We start from the raw sequence: 18,900 nt of genomic DNA on the forward strand, positions 1-18,900 counted from the left end.
CTAGGCCCCGCCTGGTGCGGCACTTTGATCAGGGTCAAATCGGTAGGCGAAAGGGGCGCCCCAGTGATTGATAAAGGTCAAACGGGGGGCTGGCGCGCAGCGCAAGATCGAGGTGTCTCCAAAGGAGGCATCACCCACATGAGGAGGTCGCCATGTCAGAAGCAGCCAAAAAGGTACCCGTCACCCCCGCCGCCGCTCAGCCCGCCAACGCTTCGCCGCCCAGTGTCGAATCCGGCGACTTGTGGCGGCCATTCCAGCAGTTGCGCCGGCAGATCGACAGTCTGTTCGAAGATTTCGGACGGCGGCCTTTGCGCATGCCGTTCAGTCACACGCCGTTCGACGTCGAGCCGTTCTGGCGGCGTGACCTGTTCAGCCATGGCATGCCGGCGATGGATATCAGCGAGCTGGACGAGGAGTACCGCATCAGCGCCGAGTTGCCCGGGGTGGACGACAAGGATATCGAGATCAAGCTGGTCAACGGCAACCTGGTGATCCGCGGCGAGAAGCAGGAAGAAGTGGAGCAGAAACGCAAGGAATATCACCTGTCCGAGCGTCACTACGGCAGTTTCGAGCGAGTCTTCCAGCTGCCCCGTGAGGTAGACGCGGAAAAGATCAACGCCCAGTTCGCCAAAGGCGTGCTGCGGGTGCACCTGCCCAAACGGGCCGAAGCGATCCACCCGGAAAAAGTGATTCCGATCAAAAGCAGCACGTGACCGACGAATCACGACCGTGTTCAGGAGCAGGGATGCTCCGCCTTCAGGGGTACCTGGCCGCTCGACCTTCATTTGGCTTTCCAGTACTTCTGCATTTCCAGAAACAGGAACGAGGCGGTCCAGGTGATCAGCACCAGGCCCGTCAGCGCCTGCAGGCCGGTGAGGTATTTGAGGTGGCCGGTGGGGGTGATGTCGCCGAAGCCTATGGTGGTGTAGGTGGTGAAGGAAAAATACACGCAGTCTAGAAAGCTCCCGTCGAAATTGCCGCTGAGCGTTCCCCAGCCCTCGGCATGGGCCATCAGGTAATAAGCCAGGGCGAAGCACCAGACCTCCACGGCATGAGCCAGCAAAGCGCCGAACACCCCCGCGACGATACGGAACCGGCTCCACAGCCTGAGGCGCGGTAGCCAGTCATTCAGGCGCAGCAGGCATTCGTAGTGAATGACCACCACCAAGATCACGATCAGCATGTTGATCAGCGTGACAGTGAGCATCGTCGTTACTCGGGACGGGGTTACAGGGTCACTGCTTGCTGACGACCAAGGTCTAGGTGGCGGGGTCACGGGGCAGCGGCAGCAACGCCGGGAATTCTTCCGGGGTGATGGTTTCCTTGGCCAGCAACAGGCGCGCACCGGCATCCAGGTCCGTGCGCCGCTGCTCGAGCAAGGTGCGGGCGCGGTCATAGGCCTCTTCCAGCAAACCACGGATGCCGAGGTCGATCTCGCGGGCGGTCTGCTCAGAATAGTCCTTGCGCGCCTGCTGCAAGAGCGAGTCACCGAGGTAACTGGCCTGCTGGCGCTCCAGCACCGCCTGGCCCAGCGCCGGGCTCATGCCGAAACGGGTGATCAGCTGTCGGGCGATGTCGGTGGCGCGCCCCAGATCATCGGCGGCACCTGTGGAAATCTGGCCGAACGCCAGGTTTTCGGCGGCACGCCCGGCCATCAGCACGACGAGCCGGTCGCGCAGCATCTGCGTGCTGATCAGATAGCGGTCATCGGTCGGCCGTTGCAGGGTGTAGCCCAGCGAGCCAGCGGCGCGGGGAATGATCGAGACCTTGTGTACCAGGTCCATCGCAGGCAGGCTGCTGGCGGCCAGGGCATGGCCCATTTCGTGGTACGCCACCACCTGCCGCTCGTCGCTGCGCAACACGTTGCCTTTGCGCTCGACACCGGCCACCAGCCGTTCGATCGCTGCCGTGAAGTCCGTCAGCTCGACCCACTGGCTGGCCCGCCGGGTTGCGACGATGGCGGCTTCATTGACCAGGTTGGCCAGGTCGGCGCCTGTCAGGCCCGGGGTGAGTTCGGCAATGCGCTCGCAATCGAGGTCGTTCTTGTAGACGATCTTGTGCAGGTGCACTTTCAGGATCGCCAGGCGGCCCTTGCGGTCGGGCCGGTCGATGAGTATCTGCCGGTCGAAGCGCCCGGCACGCAGCAGTGCCGGGTCCAGCACTTCGGGCCGGTTGGTTGCTGCCAGCAGGACCACGCCTTCGCGCGGGTCGAAGCCGTCCAGTTCGGCCAGCAGTTGATTGAGGGTCTGTTCTTTCTCGTCATTGCCGCCAAAGCTGCCGATGCCGCGCATCTTGCCCAGCGCATCCAGCTCATCGATGAAGATGATGCAAGGCGCCGCCTGGCGGGCCTGGTCGAACAGGTCCCGCACCCGCGCAGCGCCCACGCCCACGAACATCTCGACGAACTCCGAGCCCGAGATCGAGAAAAACGGCACTGCCGCCTCCCCGGCAATGGCCTTGGCGACCAAGGTCTTGCCGGTGCCAGGCGGGCCGACCAGCAACGTGCCTTTGGGGACGTGCGCACCAAGGCGTGCGTACCAGGCTTTGTTCTTGAGAAAAGAGACGATTTCCGTCAGTTCATCCCTGACGTCATCGATGCCTGCGACATCGGCGAAGGTGACCTTGGTGTCTTTCTCCACGTAAACCCGCGCCCGCGACTTACCCACGCCCATCAAGCCGCCCAGGCCCTGTTTCTGCCCCAGGCCATGAAAGAGGAAGTACCACAGCACCAGCATCATCAGCAGTGGCATGAACCAGCCGACCACGGTCGCCAGGGTGCTGCCCTCGATCACACCGCTGAATGCCACGCCCGAGCGCCCCAGTTGCTCGCTCAGTGCCGGGTCGACACGTACCGTGGAAAACACCGAACGCCCATCGATGGGCTCTTGCAACCGGCCCAGGATACGCTCGCGTTCGACATGCAGGTCGCTGACCTTCTGCTGTTCGAGCAACTGCAGGAACTGGCTGTAGGGGATGGCCTGCACGGCCGGCTGGCTGAACAGGCCGAACTGCACGGCAGCCAGCACGGCCAGCCCGACTGCCAGGAAATACAGCTTCCAGGGCTGATCGTTGTTCATGGCCATCCCTCCCTCTGTTTACGCGGGCTAGACGATCAACAGGCAGTCTTCGACCTTGCTCACGCCCGGTACCGACCAGGCCGCACGCTCGACCACTTCGCGCTCGCGCAGCAGGTGGACCTTGCCTTCGAGTCTGACGACGCCACCATTGACCGTGACGCGGATCCCTTCGGCCTGGATTTCGGCGCTGCGCTTGAGGGCATCCTCGATATGGCGCTTGATGTCGACGGCATCGGCGCGGGCCTTGAGGGTGATGCGATTTTGCACCCCGATCACACCCGACAGGCGCCAGACCGCCTGTTCGATCACCTCCTTCTGGTATTGCCAATCGAGTTGGCCTTCCAGGGTCACGGTCCCTTTGTGGACGGTGACCTTGATGTCCTCGACGTTGGCATCCGAGCTCCAGGCAATGATTTTCAGGGCGCGGCTGGCAATCGTGTCATCGGCCGTACCTTCAAGTCTGTTCAACCGCACTTCGATCTCTTCGGCCAGGCCACGAACGCCTTTCATGGCTTTGACGGTGCGTTCGGCACTGACCTTCTGGGCGTAGCTGTTGACGTGCCCGGACAGGGTGACCACACCGTCCTGCACCGTCACCCCGATGCTGGCGGCATTGATATCAGGTTTGAACTCCAGCTCTTCGAGCACAAGGTCTCGCAAATCAAGGTCGTTCATGATGGGCTCCGTTTGCAGGTCGAGAGGTGGTGCAGGAGTGCCCTGCGTCCTTGTTTCTACTCCTGCATCGGGCGAGGCGATTGATAAAGGTCAAACTCGGCGAGCTGACGCTGCGCGGTTGACAAATGTCAGGCCGCTGCCGGTGGCGCTACCGATACTCAGGGTGTATCGGCACCCACGAGGGTATCCACATGCAACGCTATCTAATGTTGGGGTGGGCAAGCCTGCTGCTGGTAAGTGCTTCAGGCTGCAGCCCATGGCGCACCGAGGAATACGACGCACGCCTGGCGTCGGCAGAGGACAACGCTGCCACTGCCCGCTTGCGCGCCGACCAGGTGTGCTACCGCATCGACCTGGTCGAGCAGACCGCCAATGAGGCCCTGCGCCGGGCGACCCAGGCTCAGGACCAGGTGCAGCAACTGCTGCAGCAGGCCAGGCGCAAGTAGCCGCCATGGCACGCCGATGGCTCGACCCTGTCCTGTTGTGGGTCTGCGTGCTGGCCTTGGCCTCCGGGGGCGTGGCCTATGTAGCGCAGCGTCCTGGCGTGGCAGCGCTGATCTGGGCGGCCGGCAGTGCCGTGATGGCTGTGGTGCTGACGGTGGAAATGGCCAGGCGCCTGGCCAGGGGAGAGGCGGGCGTCGATCTGATCGCGCTGCTTTCGATAGGTGCGGCATTGGCCCTGGAGCAGATGCTGGTGGCGGCTGTGGTTGCGCTGATGCTGGCCACCGGTCGGGCGTTGGAAAGCTTCAGCCTGCGCCATGCCGAGCGGGAACTGCGCGCGCTGATCGAACGTGCGCCCCAGCGTGCCTGGGTTCAGGAACAGGACGGGCTGCGTGAGGTGGCGGTGGAACTGGTCAGGCCTGGGTACACCGTGCTGGTGCGCCTGGGTGAGATCGTGCCGGTGGATGGGCGGTTGCTCAGTGCCCAGGCGACCCTGGACGAGGCAGCGTTGACGGGGGAGTCGTTACCGGTCACCCGCCACGCGGGTGAAGCGGTAGCCAGTGGGGTGACCAATGCCGGTCCCCCGTTGTTGCTGAAGGCCACGCACGCCGCGGCACAAAGCACCTATGCCGGCATCGTGCGACTGGCCGAAACGGCACGGCAGTCGCGCGCACCTTTCGTGCGCCTGGCCGATCGCTACGCCCTGGCGTTCATCCCGCTGACGTTGCTGGTCGCAGGCCTGGCCTGGTGGATCAGCGGCGACGTCCAACGCGTGCTGGCGGTGCTGGTGGTCGCCACGCCATGCCCACTGATACTGGCGGTACCGATCGCCATCCTGTCGGGCATCTCGCGCGCGGCGCGGCGCAGCATCCTCGTACGAGACGGTGGGGTGCTGGAAGCGCTCGCCGGGGTTCGCCAGGTGTTTCTCGACAAGACCGGCACCTTGACCAGCGGCCATGCCCAGCTGCAATCCGTCGAACTCAAAGGGGAGGGCGCGCCACTGCGGATGCTGCAACTGGCCGCGTCGTTGGCCCAGGCATCCACGCATCCGATCGCCATGGCTATCGTCGACGCTGCCCACGCGCGGGCGTTGACGCTGGACGCGCCGGAGCAGGTACAGGAAAGCCCTGGCCAGGGGCTTTCCGGCCATGTCCAGGGCAAGGCGGTGCGTCTGGGTGCCCTGGCTTACGTGCAGCTCGGCGAAGCGACCGACCCCTGGGCCCAGGCACGCTTGCAGCAACTGGACTATCTGGCCTGCAGCGGCAGTTTCGTGGCGGTGGACGGTGAATTGAAAGCCATGTTGCGCCTGGCCGACGCTGTGCGTTGCGAGACGCCTCAGACCCTGCGTCGGCTGCGGGCGCGTGGCATCGACAAGGTCGTCATGCTTACGGGCGACCGATCGCAAACCGCCGAAAGCATCGCGTTGACGGCGGGCATCGATGAGCTTCGTTGCGGTCTCTCGCCCGAGGACAAGGTCCGCCTGGTGCAAGAGGGCTGCCGTGCCGGCCCCACGCTGATGGTCGGGGATGGCATCAATGATGCGCCGGCACTGGCGGCCGCCGATGTCGGGGTTGCCATGGGCGCCTGCGGCGTGACCGCCTCGGCGCAGGCCGCCGGGGTGGTCTTGCTGGTGGACCGGCTGGACCGGTTGATCGAGGCGCTGGACATCGCCCGGCATGCCGTGGGCATCGCCCGTCAAGGTGTGTGGGTGGGCATGACCCTGTCATTGCTGGCCATGCTGGTCGCCGCAGCAGGCTATTTGCCAGCGGTGACGGGCGCCGTGCTGCAGGAAGGCATCGACCTGCTGATCATCGTCAACGCCTTGCGTGCCCTGGGGCCCTTGACGGGGGGCGGCCACGACGGCCTGCCGGCCGCGAATCTGCAGAGCATGCAGGACGAACACCGGCAACTTGACGGCCTGTTGGCCGAGCTGGGCCAGATGGCGCGGGATTTTTCCAGGCGGCCCGTCGACCAGGCGCGAGCGGACCTGAATCGCTTCGTCGCCGCGCTGCATGACCTGCTGGAGCGGCACGAGCGTGACGACGAACGTCGTTTGTACCCGCTATTGAGCCGCTACATGGGCGGCGAGGATCCCCTTTCGGCGATGAGCCATACCCACCGGGAAATTTTCCGGCTGATCCAGTTGCTGACGCGCATGAGTCAGGATTTCGCCAACGGTTCAGCCAGCCCAAGCGCAGATGACATCCAGCACCAACTCATTCGCCTGGACACGCTGGCGAAATTGCATTTCGACCAGGAAGAGGCGTTGTACCGCTATCTGGACAGACGTTGAGCACCCTCGCAGGTGTGTTGACGCTTGATAAAAGTCAAGCGCCAGAGGGGGCGGCAGCGGGATCCTGATAGCACCGCTCTTCCAGCCTGATCTGCCTTGGAGCTGAATAATCATGCCTCACAGTAAAATCCTCTTTCGCTCGGCGGCGCGGGAAAAAACCCTCAGTGGCGCCACCCTGCATCGTCGATGCCGTGCGCATTACTGACGGATATCCCGAACAAGACCACACCCTTGATGCACACCCCGCTGCCTGAGTGACCAGGCCGACCGAACCTTGGAGGCGATCATGAGCCATTATCAACGCCTGCTGCTGATCCTGCGCCCGCTACTGCGCCAGGCAAGCGCCCTGGAACAAGCGGCCGCGCTGGCCCGGTCGAGCGCGGCCAGTTTGCATGTGGTCGCGCTGCTGGAGTCACTGGACAAACTCAGGCTGCTGGAAGGCGCTGATCATGATGCCGCTCGCCAGGCGTACCTCACTGCGCAACATGAGCAGCTGGAAGGCCAGGCGCAAGCGTTGCGTGCCTCGGGCGTGCAGGTGACCACCGAGGCCGCCTGGAGCAGCGATCCGCAACAGGACATCCTCGAGCATGCTCTGGAGATGCAGCCCGACTTGCTGCTCAAGCAGGTCGAGCACGAGCCCGCGCTCAAGCGCGCGTTTTTCACCCCGCTGGACTGGCAGTTGCTGCGCCACTGCCCGATTCCGGTCTACCTGCTGGGCGCCGCAAGGCCTGCGTTGCCGCTGCGGATCGTTGCGGCGGTGGACGTCGCCGACACCAGCGAAGAGGGGCAGGCGCGCAACGACCGTATCGTCCAGCACGCCGGCGCCATGGCCTTGCAGACCGGCGCGCAATTGGACTTGCTGCATGCTTGCGACCTGTCGATGGCCTACATGGGCGACATGGGCTATGCCGCATGGGCCATCGGCGACATCGCTGCACCCTTGCGCCAGGCACTGGAAGATGACTTCAAGGCGTTGGCTGACCGTCACGGCGCACCTGCCGAGCGCCGGCACTTCGTGCTGGGGCGCCCGGTCGCGGTGTTGAGCGAATACGTCGAGGCGCAGGGCGTGGACGTGGTTGTCATGGGGCGCCCGATAGCGCGAGGGCTGGACCGCCTGTTTGGCAGCACCACCGAGCATGTGTTGTACCAGGTGCCTTGCAACATCCTGGTGGTGTAGGCGCCTGCGCCAGGTTCAGGCAACGGGCTTGCGACCGCTGGCCAGGCGTTCGGCAACCAGCGCGCTGCTGTCGACGATGTCCAGCAGGTCCCGGCAGTGCCCAGGTACGCGAAATGGGGCAATACTGTCGGCGACCAGGATACGTTCGAACAGACCGCTGTCGAACACCTGGCCCTCGGTCGTGAACAGTCCGTGGGAAGCAACGCCAAACAGCCGGGTTGCTCCGGCCTGGCGGCATGCCTGTGCGGCGCGCAGGAGCGTCTGCCCAGTGCTGATCATGTCATCGAACAGCACGGCGACGCTGCCGGCTATACCGCCCACCAGCACATCCCCGCTGAGCCCCGCCTGCTGGCGGTGCTTTTCCATCAGCGCAGTGCCAACCGGGCGTGCCAGCAGGTGCGCCAGGCGCTGACGAAATTGCTCGGCGCGCTTGATGCCCCCCGTATCTGGCGAGACCACCGTGATCGCCTGTTCGCCGAGCAGCGGCGCCAGTCGTTGGGCAAACAGCGGTGCGCAGGACAGGTTCCAGGCCGGTATCCGGTAAGCGTTGTCGAACGCGCTGGGGTTGTGCACGTCCAGCGCGACGATCCGGTCGATGCCGCAGCTTTCCATCAGGCGGGCGACATGGCGAGTGATGGTGGCGTCCTGGAATTCCACCTTGCGGTCCTTGCGGCCATAGCACAGATAGGGTGTCACCACGGTGACCTGGGTGGCGCCGGCATCCTTGATCGCCCCGCAGAAAAACAGCAGCCGGCATAGCTTGTCGTGGGCACTGTGACGGGTGTCACCATACAGCGAATGGATCACGATGGTGTCTCGACCGTCGACCTCGGCAGTTGGCCAGCACTTGTGTTCGCCGTCCTCGTAGTCGCGTTCCTCGTGAGTCGACAGCACCTGGCCGAGTCGACGCGCTACTTCACTGCCATAGCTTTGGCTACCCTGCAAGGCAAACACTAAGGGTGGTGCAGGCTTCATGTTCGGCGCTCCTTGATTGAACGCTGTCGCCTGTCATCCACGGCAAGGACGCCGTCCAGACGGGAGGCGGATCAACCATGGATCGCCAGGATGCTGGAATGCACCTTGTACAGCGTCTGTTCGGTGGTACTGCCGATCACCTTGGCCAGCCCTTCGTGGTACAGCGTGCCCATGACGACCACATCGAAGCCATGCTGGTTGGCGTATTCACTGACAACGGTGCGAGCCGCGCCTGGCAGCACGTGCAGGTGATCTGGCCTGATGCCGTAGCAGCTGGCAAATTCGCCCAGGCGCTCCCGCGCCCGGCCAGTCACTTCCTCGATTCGTTCATTCGTCCAGGCGACGGGTGCGGCGGCATAGGCGACGAAGCTAGGGCTGGGCTCCCAGGCCTGCAGCAGATGCAATGGCGCCTTGCAGCACCGCGCCAGCCGTTGTGCAGCTTGCAGGATACGTTCGTTGAGTGAGTGGATGGCCGGATCCTGTTCGACCAGGTCCACGGCGGCCAGGATCCGCGCTGGCAGCGAGGCATCCGCCTGGGCCACCAGGTGCAGAGGGATGGGGCAGCGACGCAGCAACTGCCAGTCCAGTGGCGTGAGCAGGGCACGGCTGACGACGGTTTCGTGGCGGATGTCTTTGATCAACATTTCCACCCGATGCAATTGCGCCAGGCGGATCAGGTCCTTGAGCGGGTCCTCGTCATCCAGCGTCTCGGCATAGGCGGTAATGCCCAGCTCGCCAAGCGTCTTCACCTGGTCGTGCAGCCATGCCTTGCGATGTTCGGCGTCTTGCTTGCGCGCGTTGCTGCGCAGCACCTGGTCCAGGGTGGCCAGGCGTGAAGGCAGCTGGCTCAGCACCACCAGGTGCAACGTAGCGCCCGTCGCCTTGGCCAACGCTTGCGCGCGTGCCAGGGCAGGCGAGGGGTGCAGGTCCGGGTGGCAGATCAACAGCAGTCGCGTCAGGGCGTTCATGGTGGCCTCCACTGCGATTGCCGCCTCAAGGCGGCATACTGGTTCAGGCCAAGGGTGGCGCGATGGCGCCAGGGTGGCTTGATTTTTATCAAGAACAAACCAGCACACGCTTCGATAATGAACAGGCGTAGGCAACCCTACAGCTGCCCCGGGAGGTGCCCGATGAACCCGTATCGCCGGATCCTGCTGATCATGACCGAGGTCCAGGCCAGTGCCGCGCTGTCCCGGGCCATGGCACTGGCTGCGGCTTCAGGGGCTTGCCTGCACGTGCTGGGCATCCACGAAACTGCCGAGCTGCGGTTGCGCCATGAATTGCACGAGCCTGCCTTGCCCTCTGCGACCTTCGTGCACTTCAGCACAGGGCTCAAGGCGTTGCTTGATGAACAGCCCGCCGTTGGCCCGCGCCCAGGTTTCGAGGCCGTGGAAACCTCCAGTCCGCGTGATCTGGTCTCAGGTTACATTGCCCGCTACGCACCTGACCTGGTGATCAAGGGCTGCCCAGGCTGCGCCTTGCTCGATCAGGTGGCGCAGACCTCGCTCGACCAGGCGCTGTTGCATGCAAGCGCGGCACCGTTGATGTTCGTGCCGGCTGACGCCCCGGCTATGCCTGGCAATGTGCTGGTGGCGGTGGATGTCGCCAGCCCATCGACGCAGAAGGACGCCCTCAACCATGAAATACTCGCGGCGGGGCAGCAACTGGCGTCTCAGTGCCAGGGGCAACTCCACTTGCTCTCGGCTTACGACCTGCCTGTCGCCATGCTGGCCAATCCTGACCTTGCCGGCCCCTGGGCCGACGAAGTACGCGAGTCGCTGCAGCTACCGTTCGACGCCCTCGCCGATGCCCATGGCATCCCCCGCTCGCACCGCTATTTCAGCGAAGGGGCGCCATTGCGGGTGATCAAGTCGCAGATCGTCAGGTTGAAGATCGATGTGGTGGTGGTCGGCGTGGTGCAGGCCAGGGGCTGGGCCAGGCTGATCGGCGATACCACCGAGCGACTGGTGAGCCATGCGCCGTGCAGTGTCCTGGCCGTCAGGCCTGCGCCTGCCAGCTGAGTCAGTGCGCATCACCGCGTCGGCCATGGCGTATTCACGATCATCGTCTTGCGGGCACAGTGATAGCGTTCATGCATACGTTTTTGTTCACGGAGCGTGGCCATGTATCAGAACCTGGCTGTTCTGGCCGCCTTGCTGGTGCTGTACGCCAGCCTGGCCGGCGCGCTTGAATCCAAACCTGTCAACGGGCCGCTGTTGTTCCTGCTGACAGGCCTGCTGGCCGGCCCGTCCGGGCTCGGCTTGTTGAATCTGGCGCTGGACCGCCACGACCTTCGGATGTTGGCTGAACTTACCCTTGCCATCGTGCTGTTCACTGATGCCGCCAAGCTTGACCCGGGCCAGCTGCGTCATCACCACAACCTGCCGCTGCGTTTGTTGCTGATCGGGTTGCCGCTCACCTTGGTTGCGGGCTGGCTGGCTGCCTGGCTGCTGTTCCCGCAAATGCCCTGGCTGGAAATGGCGCTATTGTCGACCATCCTGGCACCCACGGATGCCGCCCTTGGCAAGGCTGTGGTAAGCAACCCGCAGGTTCCCAGGGACGTGCGCGAATGTCTGAACGTGGAAAGTGGTCTGAATGATGGCATCTGCGTGCCTGTCTTGCTGCTGTTGCTGGCGTTGTCGGTGGAGGCCCATTCGACCACGCCTTTCGCCCTGGCAGGCTATTTCTTTCTTGAGGAGTTGGGTATCGGTGCCCTCGCGGGGGCGACGCTTGCGCTGGTGGTCGGCGGGCTCTTGCGTTTTTCGCAACGCCATTGCCTGCAGATCGATGCCTGGCAGCAACTGGTGATGCCTGGGTTGGCACTGCTGAGTTTTGCCAGCGCCCAGGCGCTGGGCGGTAGTGGCTTTATCGCCGCCTTCTGCGCAGGGCTGCTGATCAGTTATCTGTTCAGGCAGGAAACTCGGCCCTTGCTCGAGACCGGCGAATCTTGCAGCGAAGCGCTGTCGCTGCTGACCTGGGTGGTTTTTGGCGCCTACGTGGCGCCCAAGGCTTCGCAGATACTTTCGCCTTCGGTATGGTTCTACGCGTTGTTGAGCCTGTCGCTGGTGCGCATGTTGCCTGTGTGGCTCAGTCTGGCAGGGAGTACCCTGGCTGCCGAAAGCCGTCTGTTCATCGGCTGGTTCGGGCCACGCGGGCTGGCCTCGATCGTGTTCGCCACGCTGATTCTGGATTCGCCTTTGCAGGAGCGTGGCACGATTATCGCCACCTCGATCGCTTGTGTACTGCTCAGCGTGGTCCTGCACGGTGTGAGCGCAGGGTCCTGGGCTGCCAGGCTGGGGCGCTTGCCGTAACCTTGAGCGCGTGTGGTACGCGTCGTATTCCTTGAGGAGTTGAGCATGAGCGATTTCACCCCTTGGTCGGCGCTGGCAGGCGGCGCCATGATCGGCTTGGCCGCGGGCCTGTTCGCCGTGGCCAATGGGCGCATTGCAGGTATCAGCGGCCTGATCGGGTCGTTATTGCAGCGTGGCGGAGAAGGGCGTGGCGAGAAAGCGACGTTCTTGCTAGGGGTCATCGTCGCGCCGCTGCTGTGGCACCTGCTTGCGACGATGCCGCCTGTGCATTTCACCGCCTCGCCCTGGGCGCTCGTGGCGGCCGGGTTGCTGGTGGGCATCGGCACGCGTTACGCCGCAGGCTGCACCAGCGGCCACGGTGTGTGCGGCCTGTCTCGGTTGTCGCCACGCTCAGCGGTGGCAACGCTGTGTTTCATGGCTGCCGGTTTTGCCACCGTCTATATCCTTCGTCATGTCCTGGCAGGTGCGTAGCATGCAGCGAATCATTGGTTTCCTGGCCGGGGCCCTGTTCGGCATGGGCCTGTTGTTGTCCGGCATGGCAAACCCTGCGAAGGTCCTCGGGTTTCTCGACCTTGCCGGGCAGTGGGATCCATCGTTGGCACTGGTCATGGTCGGTGCCATCGGCGTGGCCTTGCTACCCATGGCGTGGGCACGGCGGCACAGCGTGGCGTTGCTGGGAGGAAGGATGCAGTTGCCGACGCGGCGTGACATCGATCGCCGGCTGGTCGGCGGCAGCCTGGTCTTTGGGGTCGGCTGGGGTCTTGCCGGCATTTGCCCTGGCCCTGCGCTGGTGCTGCTGGCTGGTGGATATTGGCAAGCCTGGCTGTTCGTGGCAGCGATGCTTGCTGGCATGCTGCTGGTCAATACCGTGGAAGCCAAAGGCCGGTGGCGGTCGTAAGCCGTATTCCTTGAGAAAAGACCAGAGCATCAAGGGCGGTCAGTGATCTGGCAGATCGCTGCGCGACACAGTACTTACAAACATTTGGGCAAGCGCAGCGCGCGCTACAAAGCCAAGTTCATCTATTCCGAGCGAATCACCATCGGCTGTGCAACGCCTGGTCGATTATCAATTTTCAGTTAACACCCGTTAACGCCACTCGCGATTATCACTCGCTATCCCATATCTCAGAATCCATTCGTCCCACTCAGCCTCACACGGCAGGTGGATTGCTCAAACGAATGGAAGAGCTCCAATGACGTCATCAACTGCTGCCTCGAAAACGCTCAGTTCGACGCCGGTAAGTCCGCAAGGGGTCAGTGATGTTCAGTCAGCATTGAGCTGCTGCCGCTTGTTGCTGCAACTGCATCAGGGCCGAGAGCCATTGATCGCAGATGGTCATGAGCGTGAGAACGTGCGCAAGTCTGTGAACAGTTACGCAACTGCATGTGGCGTCAACTTGCGAATGGGGCGGCTTGAGCTGCGCAGGCTCAAAGCACAGATGCTTCCGCTGGCCTGGCGTACCTGCGCCGGTGACTATGTGCTACTTGCTCGATTGTCACCGACCCAGGCACTGGTCCAGTCACCGCTCTCCAGCACACCGCAGATACTCAGCCGTGAACAGTTGGCCCAGTCCTGGACGGGCGAGGTCATCCGGCTACGACGAGGCGGCCTGCGTTTCGACCTTTCCTGGTTCATTCCCGAGTTGCTGCGACACCGTCGAGTTCTGGGCGAGGTACTGCTGTGCTCGCTGCTGCTCCAGGTATTGGCCCTGGCAACGCCCCTGTTCTTTCAGGCGGTCATGGACAAGGTCATGGTCCATCGTGCGCTGGCAACGTTGGATGTGCTGGTACTCGCGCTGGTGGTGGTCGGTGTGTTCGAAGTCGTGCTCAAGGGGCTGCGGGAATACCTTTCGGCGCATACCGCCAACCGTATCGATATCGGCCTCGGGGTCAAGCTGTTCCGCCATCTGCTGGGCTTGCCATTGCTCTATTTCAAGCAGCGACAGGTCGGCGCGATCATCGCCAGGGTCCAGGAGCTGGACGGAATCCGTGAGTTCCTCACCGGGTCGCTGCTCACCCTGTGTGTCGATGTCGCCTTTACAGTGGTGTTCTTCGCTGTCATGGCATGGATCTCCTGGCCACTGACCTTGGTGGTGCTGGCGACCTTGCCACTGTATGTCGCCCTGGCCTGGGCCAGCGCCGGGCCACTTGAAAAGCGTATCGAGCGCCAGTTCCAGACCACCGCCCGCAACACCGCATTTCTCAACGAGACCGTCAGCAGCAGCGAGACCATCAAGAGCCTGGCGGTGGAGCCGCGCATGCAGCGGCGCTGGGAGGCGCAGACCGCCGAGATGGTGGAAGCAGGGTTCGCCAGCCAGAGCCTGGGGAGCGCCATCAGCCAGTGTGTGACCTTGTTGCAGAAGGTCACCGCCGTGGCGGTGATCTGCTGGGGGGCACACATGGTCATTGCCTTGGAGCTGACGCTTGGCCAACTGATCGCGTTCAACATGATGCTGTCCCATGTCAGTCAGCCGCTGGCCAAGCTGATCGATGTCTGGCAGCAGTTCGTGCAGGTCCGCGTCTCGGTGGACAAGCTGGGCGATATGCTCAACCTGCCGGTGGAACAGGCTCAGGGGCAGCAACGGCCGTCAGCCGCGTTGTGTGGCGAGGTACGTATCGAACAACTGGCGTTTCGCTACCGCCCAGACCTGGACCTGGTGCTCGATGGCCTGGACCTGCACATCGAGGCGGGGCAGACCCTGGGGATCGTCGGGCCATCCGGCTCAGGCAAGAGCACCTTGACCCGCCTCTTGCAAAAGCTCTACGTCCCGGACGCCGGGCGCATCCTGATCGATGGACAGCCTCTCGAACAACTCGACCCTTCCTGGCTACGCAGCCAGGTCGGTGTGGTGCTGCAGGAAAACTACCTGTTCAACCGCAGCGTGCGGCAGAACATCGCCCTGCGTCACCCCACCGCCTCCCTGGAGCGTGTCATCGAGGTGGCGCGGCTGGCAGGCGCTCACGACTTCATCCTGCAACTGCCGCTGGGCTACGACACCGTCCTGGCCGAGGCGGGTGGTTCCTTGTCCGGCGGGCAGCGCCAACGCGTCGCGATTGCTCGGGCCTTGATGGGCGACCCGCGGATCCTGATCTTCGACGAGGCCACCAGCGCGCTGGACGATGAATCCCAGGCACTGATCCAGGACAACATGGCGCAGATCGCTGCGGGGCGAACGGTGATCGTCATCGCCCATCGACTCAGTGCAGTGCGTGACTGCCAGCGCATCATTGCCCTGGAGCATGGGCGTATCAGCGAATCGGGCAGCCACGCGCAACTGCTGGCCAACGGTGGTTGCTATGCACGGTTGTGGGCGATGCAACAAGCGATGCAGCAGGAGGTGCAGGCATGAGCCGGTACCTGTCGGGTTTGCCTGGTTGGCTGCGCAACGCCTTGGCGGGTGCCAGGCGGACTCGGGACGAGTACGAGTTCCAGCCGGGATACCTGGAGATCGTAGAGCGCCCTCCGGCGCCGTGGGCAAGGGGTACCGCCTGGCTGCTGATTGGTACGGTGATGATCGCACTGGTGTGGGCGGTGCTGGGTTTTCTGGATATCCATGCCAGCAGCACGGGCCGCTTGATCGTGTCCAGTTACACCAAAGTGGTCCAGGCTCACCAAGCGGGGGAGGTCAGCGCGATCTTCGTCCGTGAAGGCCAGCGGGTGCGCGCAGGTGCGCCGCTGGTGGCGCTCAACCCCATCGGCGTCGATGCCGAGCTGCGTGAACTGCAGGCACAACTGACCTTCAAGCGCCTCGAGCTGGCCAGGGCCGAGGCCCTGCTCAGTCGCGATCCCCTGACCAGCTACCGACCGCCGGCCGACCTGCCCGTCGAGCAAGTGGCTGCCGCCCGCGCCCAGTTGCAAAGCACTGCCCGCGAGATCGACGCCAACCTCGACAGCCTCGAGGCCGAGATCAGTATCAACCAGGCCAACCAGCGCGCCCGCGCCGTGGAAATCGCCTCCCTCACCAAGCTGGCGAGCAATGTGCGACGCCGCCTGGAGGCGCGCCGGGCCATGGCGGCCGAAGACCTGATGCCCAAGGTCGAGTTGCTCGAGCAGGAAAAGGAGCAACTGGACGTGGAGCGCTCGCTGGCCCAGCAGCACGCCGAGTTGAACGTGCTCAAGGCCGAAGCGCGCAACCGCATCGAGCAGCGCGACAGCTACCTGGCAAAAACCCAGCGCGAACAACACGACGTGGTCAACAGCAGTCGCCAGGACATCGCCGTGCTGCTGGAACAACTGGTGCGAGGGCGTGACCGTCAACGCCAGCAGACGCTGCTGGCGCCTGTGGATGGCGTGGTCCAGCAACTGTCGGTGCACACCCTGGGCGGTGCCGTGCAGCCTGCGCAGCAGCTGTTGGTCGTGGTGCCGGACGGCAACGAACTGGATGCCGAGGTGATGGTGCTCAACAAGGATGTGGGCTTCGTCAAGGCCGGGCAGGCCGTCGAAGTGAAGGTCGATGCATTTCCCTACACCCGCTATGGCACCTTGCGAGGCGAGGTCGTCCACGTTTCCCGGGATGCCATCAAGGATGAGCAGCAGGGATTGGTGTTTCCCACGCGGATCCGCCTGCAGCACACCAGTATCGCGGTGGACAAGCAATGGATGCCACTGCAGGCCGGCATGAGTGTGACCGCAGAGATCCGTACCGGCGATCGCAGGGTCATCGACTACCTGCTAAGCCCGATCCAGCAATACCAGTCCGAAGCATTGCGGGAGCGCTGAGCATGAGCGAACTGTTCAGCCATGACTCAACACCGTCACCGCAGTTGCTGGATACCGGACTGAATGCGCTGGTCTGGGCCGCACGGCGCTTCGAGGTGGCGGTGGATGCTGCGCAATTGCGCCATCGCCTGGGGCGCGTGGAGGGCATGGTGACATCGATCGACCTGTGCCGCTGCGCCGGTTGGATCGGCCTGCGTGCTCGCCAGGTGCGGACCACGGTCACGCGCCTGGACAACCTGCCGCTTCCGGCGCTGCTGGAAACCGTGCATGGCTGGGCGGTGCTCGATGGCCTGGAGGACGATCAGGTCACACTGTACTGGCCATTGGAGGACCATTGTCAGACCTTGAGCACGGACGCTTTGGGTGCACTCTGGCGGGGTTCGGTCCTGCTCCTGGCGGACCGGCACGCCGCACTGCAGGCCCCGCGTTTCGGCATCGCCTGGTTCCTGCCGTCGATCGTCAAGCACATCCGGCAGTTTCGCAGCGTGCTGCTGGTGTCCCTGATGCTGCAACTGACGGCGCTGGTCACCCCGATGCTGTTCGAGAACATCATCGACCGGGTATTGGTCAGCCGTGGGCTGTCGAGCCTGCAGGTGCTGGGGATGGCGTTGCTGGCCCTGGCATTGTTCGAGCCCCTGTATGGGTTTGTGCGCAGCTGGCTGTTCTCCAACCTGGCGAGCAAGGTCAACGCCGAACTGTCGGCGCGGCTGTACCAGCACCTGATCCAGCTGCCCCAGGGGTACTTCCAGCAGCGCCAGACAGGCGAGATCATCGCCCGCGTCGGCGAGATGCAACAGATCCGCCAGTTCCTCACCGGCTCGGCGCTGACCCTGGTGCTGGACCTGGCGTTCTGTGGTCTGTTCATCGCGGTGATGTACCGCTATGCGCCTACCCTGACTTGGGTGGTGGTCGGCTCGCTGGCCTTGTACTTCCTGTTCTGGCTGTGCGTGGGGCCGTTGCTGCGCAAGCATGCCCTGCGCGAATACGAACAGGGCGCGGACAACACGGCCTTCCTCACCGAGGCGGTGACCGGCATTGAGACCATCAAGACCAGTGCCACCGAGGAAGGTTTTCAGCAGCAGTGGCAACGCCAGCTGGCCGGCTATGTGCGCGCCGCATTCTCGACGCGGCTGGTAGGCATCTGCGCGGGGCAGGGCATTGGCCTGATCCAGAAGCTCACGGCCGCGCTGCTGCTGTGGTGGGGCGTGACCCTGGTGATGGATGGCCAGCTCAGCCCCGGCCAGCTTGTGGCTTTCAACATGCTGGCCGGCCATGTGGTCGAGCCGATCCTGCGCCTGGCCCAGGTGTGGCAGGACTTCCAGCACACCCTGATCTCCCTGCGTCGGCTGGGCGACATCCTCGACACCGAGTGCGAGAACGGCAGCGGTGGGCTGGCCTCGGTGCCAGCGTTGGCCGGCAGCGTGAGCTTCCAGGGCGTGCGGTTCCGCTACCACGAAGATGGCCAGGAAGTGTTGCGCAACCTCAGCGTGCAGATCGAGCCGGGCGAGTTCGTCGGCATCACTGGGCCTTCCGGCTCCGGCAAGTCGACCCTGACCCGGCTGCTGCAACGCCTGTACATCCCCCAGCACGGAAGGGTGATGGTCGATGGCATCGACCTGGCCATCGCCGACCCGGTGGCGCTGCGCCGCAACATGAGCGTGGTGCTGCAGGAGAGCGTGCTGTTCGCCGGCTCCATCGCCGACAACATACGCCTGTGCTGCCCGCAGGCCAGTGATGCCCAGGTTCAGGAAGCTGCGGCTCTGGCCGGGGCCGATGGTTTCATCCAGTCCCTGGCCCATGGCTACGAGACCCAGGTGGGCGAGCGGGGCGGCCAGCTCTCTGGCGGGCAACGCCAGCGTATCGCCCTGGCCCGGGCGCTGATCACCAATCCCGGAATCCTGTTGCTGGACGAGGCGACCAGCGCCCTGGACTACGAATCGGAAGCCGCGGTGATGGCCAACCTCAAGCGCATCACCCAAGGGCGCACCGTGATCAGTGTCGCTCATCGCCTCAACACCCTGCGCCATGCCGACCGGATTCTGGTGATCGATCAGGGGCAGGTGGTCGAGCAGGGCAGCCATGAACAATTGCTCGCACTTGGCGGTGTGTATGCCAGGCAATGGGCATTGCAGACGAAGGAGTGAAGTACAGCCACGGATGGCGCCGGGCATGTCCCGACCTTGCGCAACTTCAGAACCCAAAACGCGCTTCGCGAACCCCCATCAGGAGCA

General features: G+C 63.9%; 16 protein-coding genes and 1 pseudogene. 12 read left to right on the forward strand and 5 right to left on the reverse strand.

The features are described from left to right. The first annotated feature begins 152 nt into the window (after window positions 1–152). Window positions 153–713 (forward strand): Hsp20/alpha crystallin family protein, encoded by a 561-nt coding sequence (locus tag IM733_RS06530; protein ID WP_248920089.1) that lies wholly within the window; start codon window positions 153–155, stop codon window positions 711–713. A 68-nt stretch (window positions 714–781) separates the two neighbouring features. Here IM733_RS06530 and IM733_RS06535 read toward each other — a convergent pair whose 3' ends face one another. The 3 genes from IM733_RS06535 to IM733_RS06545 are packed head-to-tail and all read right to left on the reverse strand — an operon-like array spanning window position 782 to window position 3,752. Beyond that, window positions 782–1,207 carry a potassium channel family protein gene (locus IM733_RS06535; RefSeq protein ID WP_248920090.1) on the reverse strand — a complete coding sequence of 142 codons (426 nt, stop codon included), beginning with the start codon at window positions 1,205–1,207 and terminating at the stop codon, window positions 782–784. Window positions 1,208–1,259: 52 nt separating this feature from the next. Then, the gene (gene ftsH / locus IM733_RS06540; RefSeq protein WP_248920091.1) at window positions 1,260–3,077 is read right to left on the reverse strand and encodes an ATP-dependent zinc metalloprotease FtsH; all 1,818 of its coding nucleotides are present in this window, start codon (window positions 3,075–3,077) and stop codon (window positions 1,260–1,262) included. A gap of 27 nt (window positions 3,078–3,104) precedes the next feature. Beyond that, a complete protein-coding gene (locus IM733_RS06545; protein ID WP_248920092.1) occupies window positions 3,105–3,752 on the reverse strand; it encodes a BON domain-containing protein in 648 nt (215 codons plus the stop codon). A 191-nt stretch (window positions 3,753–3,943) separates the two neighbouring features. On the opposite strand from IM733_RS06545, the gene IM733_RS06550 reads away from it, so the two are divergent. The 3 genes from IM733_RS06550 (at window position 3,944) to IM733_RS06560 (ending at window position 7,663) form a co-directional block, all read left to right on the forward strand. Next, window positions 3,944–4,198, forward strand: a complete 255-nt coding sequence (locus IM733_RS06550) for an outer membrane lipoprotein OprI (protein ID WP_248920093.1) — start codon at window positions 3,944–3,946, stop codon at window positions 4,196–4,198. A 5-nt stretch (window positions 4,199–4,203) separates the two neighbouring features. After that, a complete protein-coding gene (locus IM733_RS06555; RefSeq protein WP_248920094.1) occupies window positions 4,204–6,486 on the forward strand; it encodes a heavy metal translocating P-type ATPase in 2,283 nt (760 codons plus the stop codon). A gap of 286 nt (window positions 6,487–6,772) precedes the next feature. Then, on the forward strand, window positions 6,773–7,663 hold the full coding sequence (locus tag IM733_RS06560; RefSeq protein ID WP_248920095.1) for a universal stress protein: 891 nt from the start codon (window positions 6,773–6,775) through the stop codon (window positions 7,661–7,663). A 15-nt stretch (window positions 7,664–7,678) separates the two neighbouring features. Here IM733_RS06560 and IM733_RS06565 read toward each other — a convergent pair whose 3' ends face one another. Together IM733_RS06565 and IM733_RS06570 are read right to left on the reverse strand one after the other, a co-directional pair. Next, the gene (locus IM733_RS06565; protein WP_248920096.1) at window positions 7,679–8,638 is read right to left on the reverse strand and encodes a ribose-phosphate diphosphokinase; all 960 of its coding nucleotides are present in this window, start codon (window positions 8,636–8,638) and stop codon (window positions 7,679–7,681) included. 71 nt (window positions 8,639–8,709) lie between these two features. Next, window positions 8,710–9,606: a universal stress protein gene (locus IM733_RS06570; RefSeq protein ID WP_248920097.1), complete on the reverse strand. Its 897-nt coding sequence runs from the start codon at window positions 9,604–9,606 to the stop codon at window positions 8,710–8,712. Window positions 9,607–9,768: 162 nt separating this feature from the next. Here IM733_RS06570 and IM733_RS06575 point away from each other — a divergent pair, with 162 nt between their 5' ends. The 8 genes and pseudogenes from IM733_RS06575 (at window position 9,769) to IM733_RS06610 (ending at window position 18,813) form a co-directional block, all read left to right on the forward strand. After that, the gene (locus IM733_RS06575; protein ID WP_248920098.1) at window positions 9,769–10,659 is read left to right on the forward strand and encodes a universal stress protein; all 891 of its coding nucleotides are present in this window, start codon (window positions 9,769–9,771) and stop codon (window positions 10,657–10,659) included. 102 nt (window positions 10,660–10,761) lie between these two features. Further along, window positions 10,762–11,949, forward strand: a complete 1,188-nt coding sequence (locus tag IM733_RS06580) for a cation:proton antiporter (protein ID WP_248920099.1) — start codon at window positions 10,762–10,764, stop codon at window positions 11,947–11,949. Window positions 11,950–11,994: 45 nt separating this feature from the next. Then, the gene (locus IM733_RS06585; protein ID WP_248920100.1) at window positions 11,995–12,420 is read left to right on the forward strand and encodes a YeeE/YedE family protein; all 426 of its coding nucleotides are present in this window, start codon (window positions 11,995–11,997) and stop codon (window positions 12,418–12,420) included. A gap of 1 nt (window position 12,421) precedes the next feature. Continuing rightward, window positions 12,422–12,847: a YeeE/YedE family protein gene (locus IM733_RS06590; RefSeq protein ID WP_248920101.1), complete on the forward strand. Its 426-nt coding sequence runs from the start codon at window positions 12,422–12,424 to the stop codon at window positions 12,845–12,847. A 9-nt stretch (window positions 12,848–12,856) separates the two neighbouring features. Next, window positions 12,857–12,964 (forward strand): annotated as a pseudogene (locus IM733_RS06595) (IS5/IS1182 family transposase); the annotation flags it as partial. Between the two features lie 259 nt (window positions 12,965–13,223). Beyond that, the gene (locus IM733_RS06600) at window positions 13,224–15,299 is read left to right on the forward strand and encodes a peptidase domain-containing ABC transporter (protein ID WP_248921129.1); all 2,076 of its coding nucleotides are present in this window, start codon (window positions 13,224–13,226) and stop codon (window positions 15,297–15,299) included. Further along, window positions 15,296–16,669, forward strand: a complete 1,374-nt coding sequence (locus IM733_RS06605; protein WP_248920102.1) for an HlyD family type I secretion periplasmic adaptor subunit — start codon at window positions 15,296–15,298, stop codon at window positions 16,667–16,669. The genes IM733_RS06600 and IM733_RS06605 overlap by 4 nt, the downstream gene beginning before the upstream one ends. A 2-nt stretch (window positions 16,670–16,671) precedes the next feature. Beyond that, entirely contained in the window at window positions 16,672–18,813 is a 2,142-nt protein-coding gene (locus tag IM733_RS06610; protein WP_248920103.1) for a type I secretion system permease/ATPase, read from the forward strand. The last annotated feature ends 87 nt before the right edge of the window (window positions 18,814–18,900 follow it).

Source organism: Pseudomonas entomophila, from assembly GCF_023277925.1.
Taxonomy (GTDB): domain Bacteria; phylum Pseudomonadota; class Gammaproteobacteria; order Pseudomonadales; family Pseudomonadaceae; genus Aquipseudomonas; species Aquipseudomonas entomophila_D.

Bases quoted from the DNA above. Each gene is read 5' to 3' on its own strand.
- IM733_RS06530 (WP_248920089.1), top strand. From the start codon at position 153: ATGTCAGAAGCAGCCAAAAAGGTACCCGTCACCCCCGCCGCCGCTCAG.
- IM733_RS06535 (WP_248920090.1), bottom strand. From the start codon at position 1,207: ATGCTCACTGTCACGCTGATCAACATGCTGATCGTGATCTTGGTGGTG.
- ftsH (WP_248920091.1), bottom strand. From the start codon at position 3,077: ATGAACAACGATCAGCCCTGGAAGCTGTATTTCCTGGCAGTCGGGCTG.
- IM733_RS06545 (WP_248920092.1), bottom strand. From the start codon at position 3,752: ATGAACGACCTTGATTTGCGAGACCTTGTGCTCGAAGAGCTGGAGTTC.
- IM733_RS06550 (WP_248920093.1), top strand. From the start codon at position 3,944: ATGCAACGCTATCTAATGTTGGGGTGGGCAAGCCTGCTGCTGGTAAGT.
- IM733_RS06555 (WP_248920094.1), top strand. From the start codon at position 4,204: ATGGCACGCCGATGGCTCGACCCTGTCCTGTTGTGGGTCTGCGTGCTG.
- IM733_RS06560 (WP_248920095.1), top strand. From the start codon at position 6,773: ATGAGCCATTATCAACGCCTGCTGCTGATCCTGCGCCCGCTACTGCGC.
- IM733_RS06565 (WP_248920096.1), bottom strand. From the start codon at position 8,638: ATGAAGCCTGCACCACCCTTAGTGTTTGCCTTGCAGGGTAGCCAAAGC.
- IM733_RS06570 (WP_248920097.1), bottom strand. From the start codon at position 9,606: ATGAACGCCCTGACGCGACTGCTGTTGATCTGCCACCCGGACCTGCAC.
- IM733_RS06575 (WP_248920098.1), top strand. From the start codon at position 9,769: ATGAACCCGTATCGCCGGATCCTGCTGATCATGACCGAGGTCCAGGCC.
- IM733_RS06580 (WP_248920099.1), top strand. From the start codon at position 10,762: ATGTATCAGAACCTGGCTGTTCTGGCCGCCTTGCTGGTGCTGTACGCC.
- IM733_RS06585 (WP_248920100.1), top strand. From the start codon at position 11,995: ATGAGCGATTTCACCCCTTGGTCGGCGCTGGCAGGCGGCGCCATGATC.
- IM733_RS06590 (WP_248920101.1), top strand. From the start codon at position 12,422: ATGCAGCGAATCATTGGTTTCCTGGCCGGGGCCCTGTTCGGCATGGGC.
- IM733_RS06605 (WP_248920102.1), top strand. From the start codon at position 15,296: ATGAGCCGGTACCTGTCGGGTTTGCCTGGTTGGCTGCGCAACGCCTTG.
- IM733_RS06610 (WP_248920103.1), top strand. From the start codon at position 16,672: ATGAGCGAACTGTTCAGCCATGACTCAACACCGTCACCGCAGTTGCTG.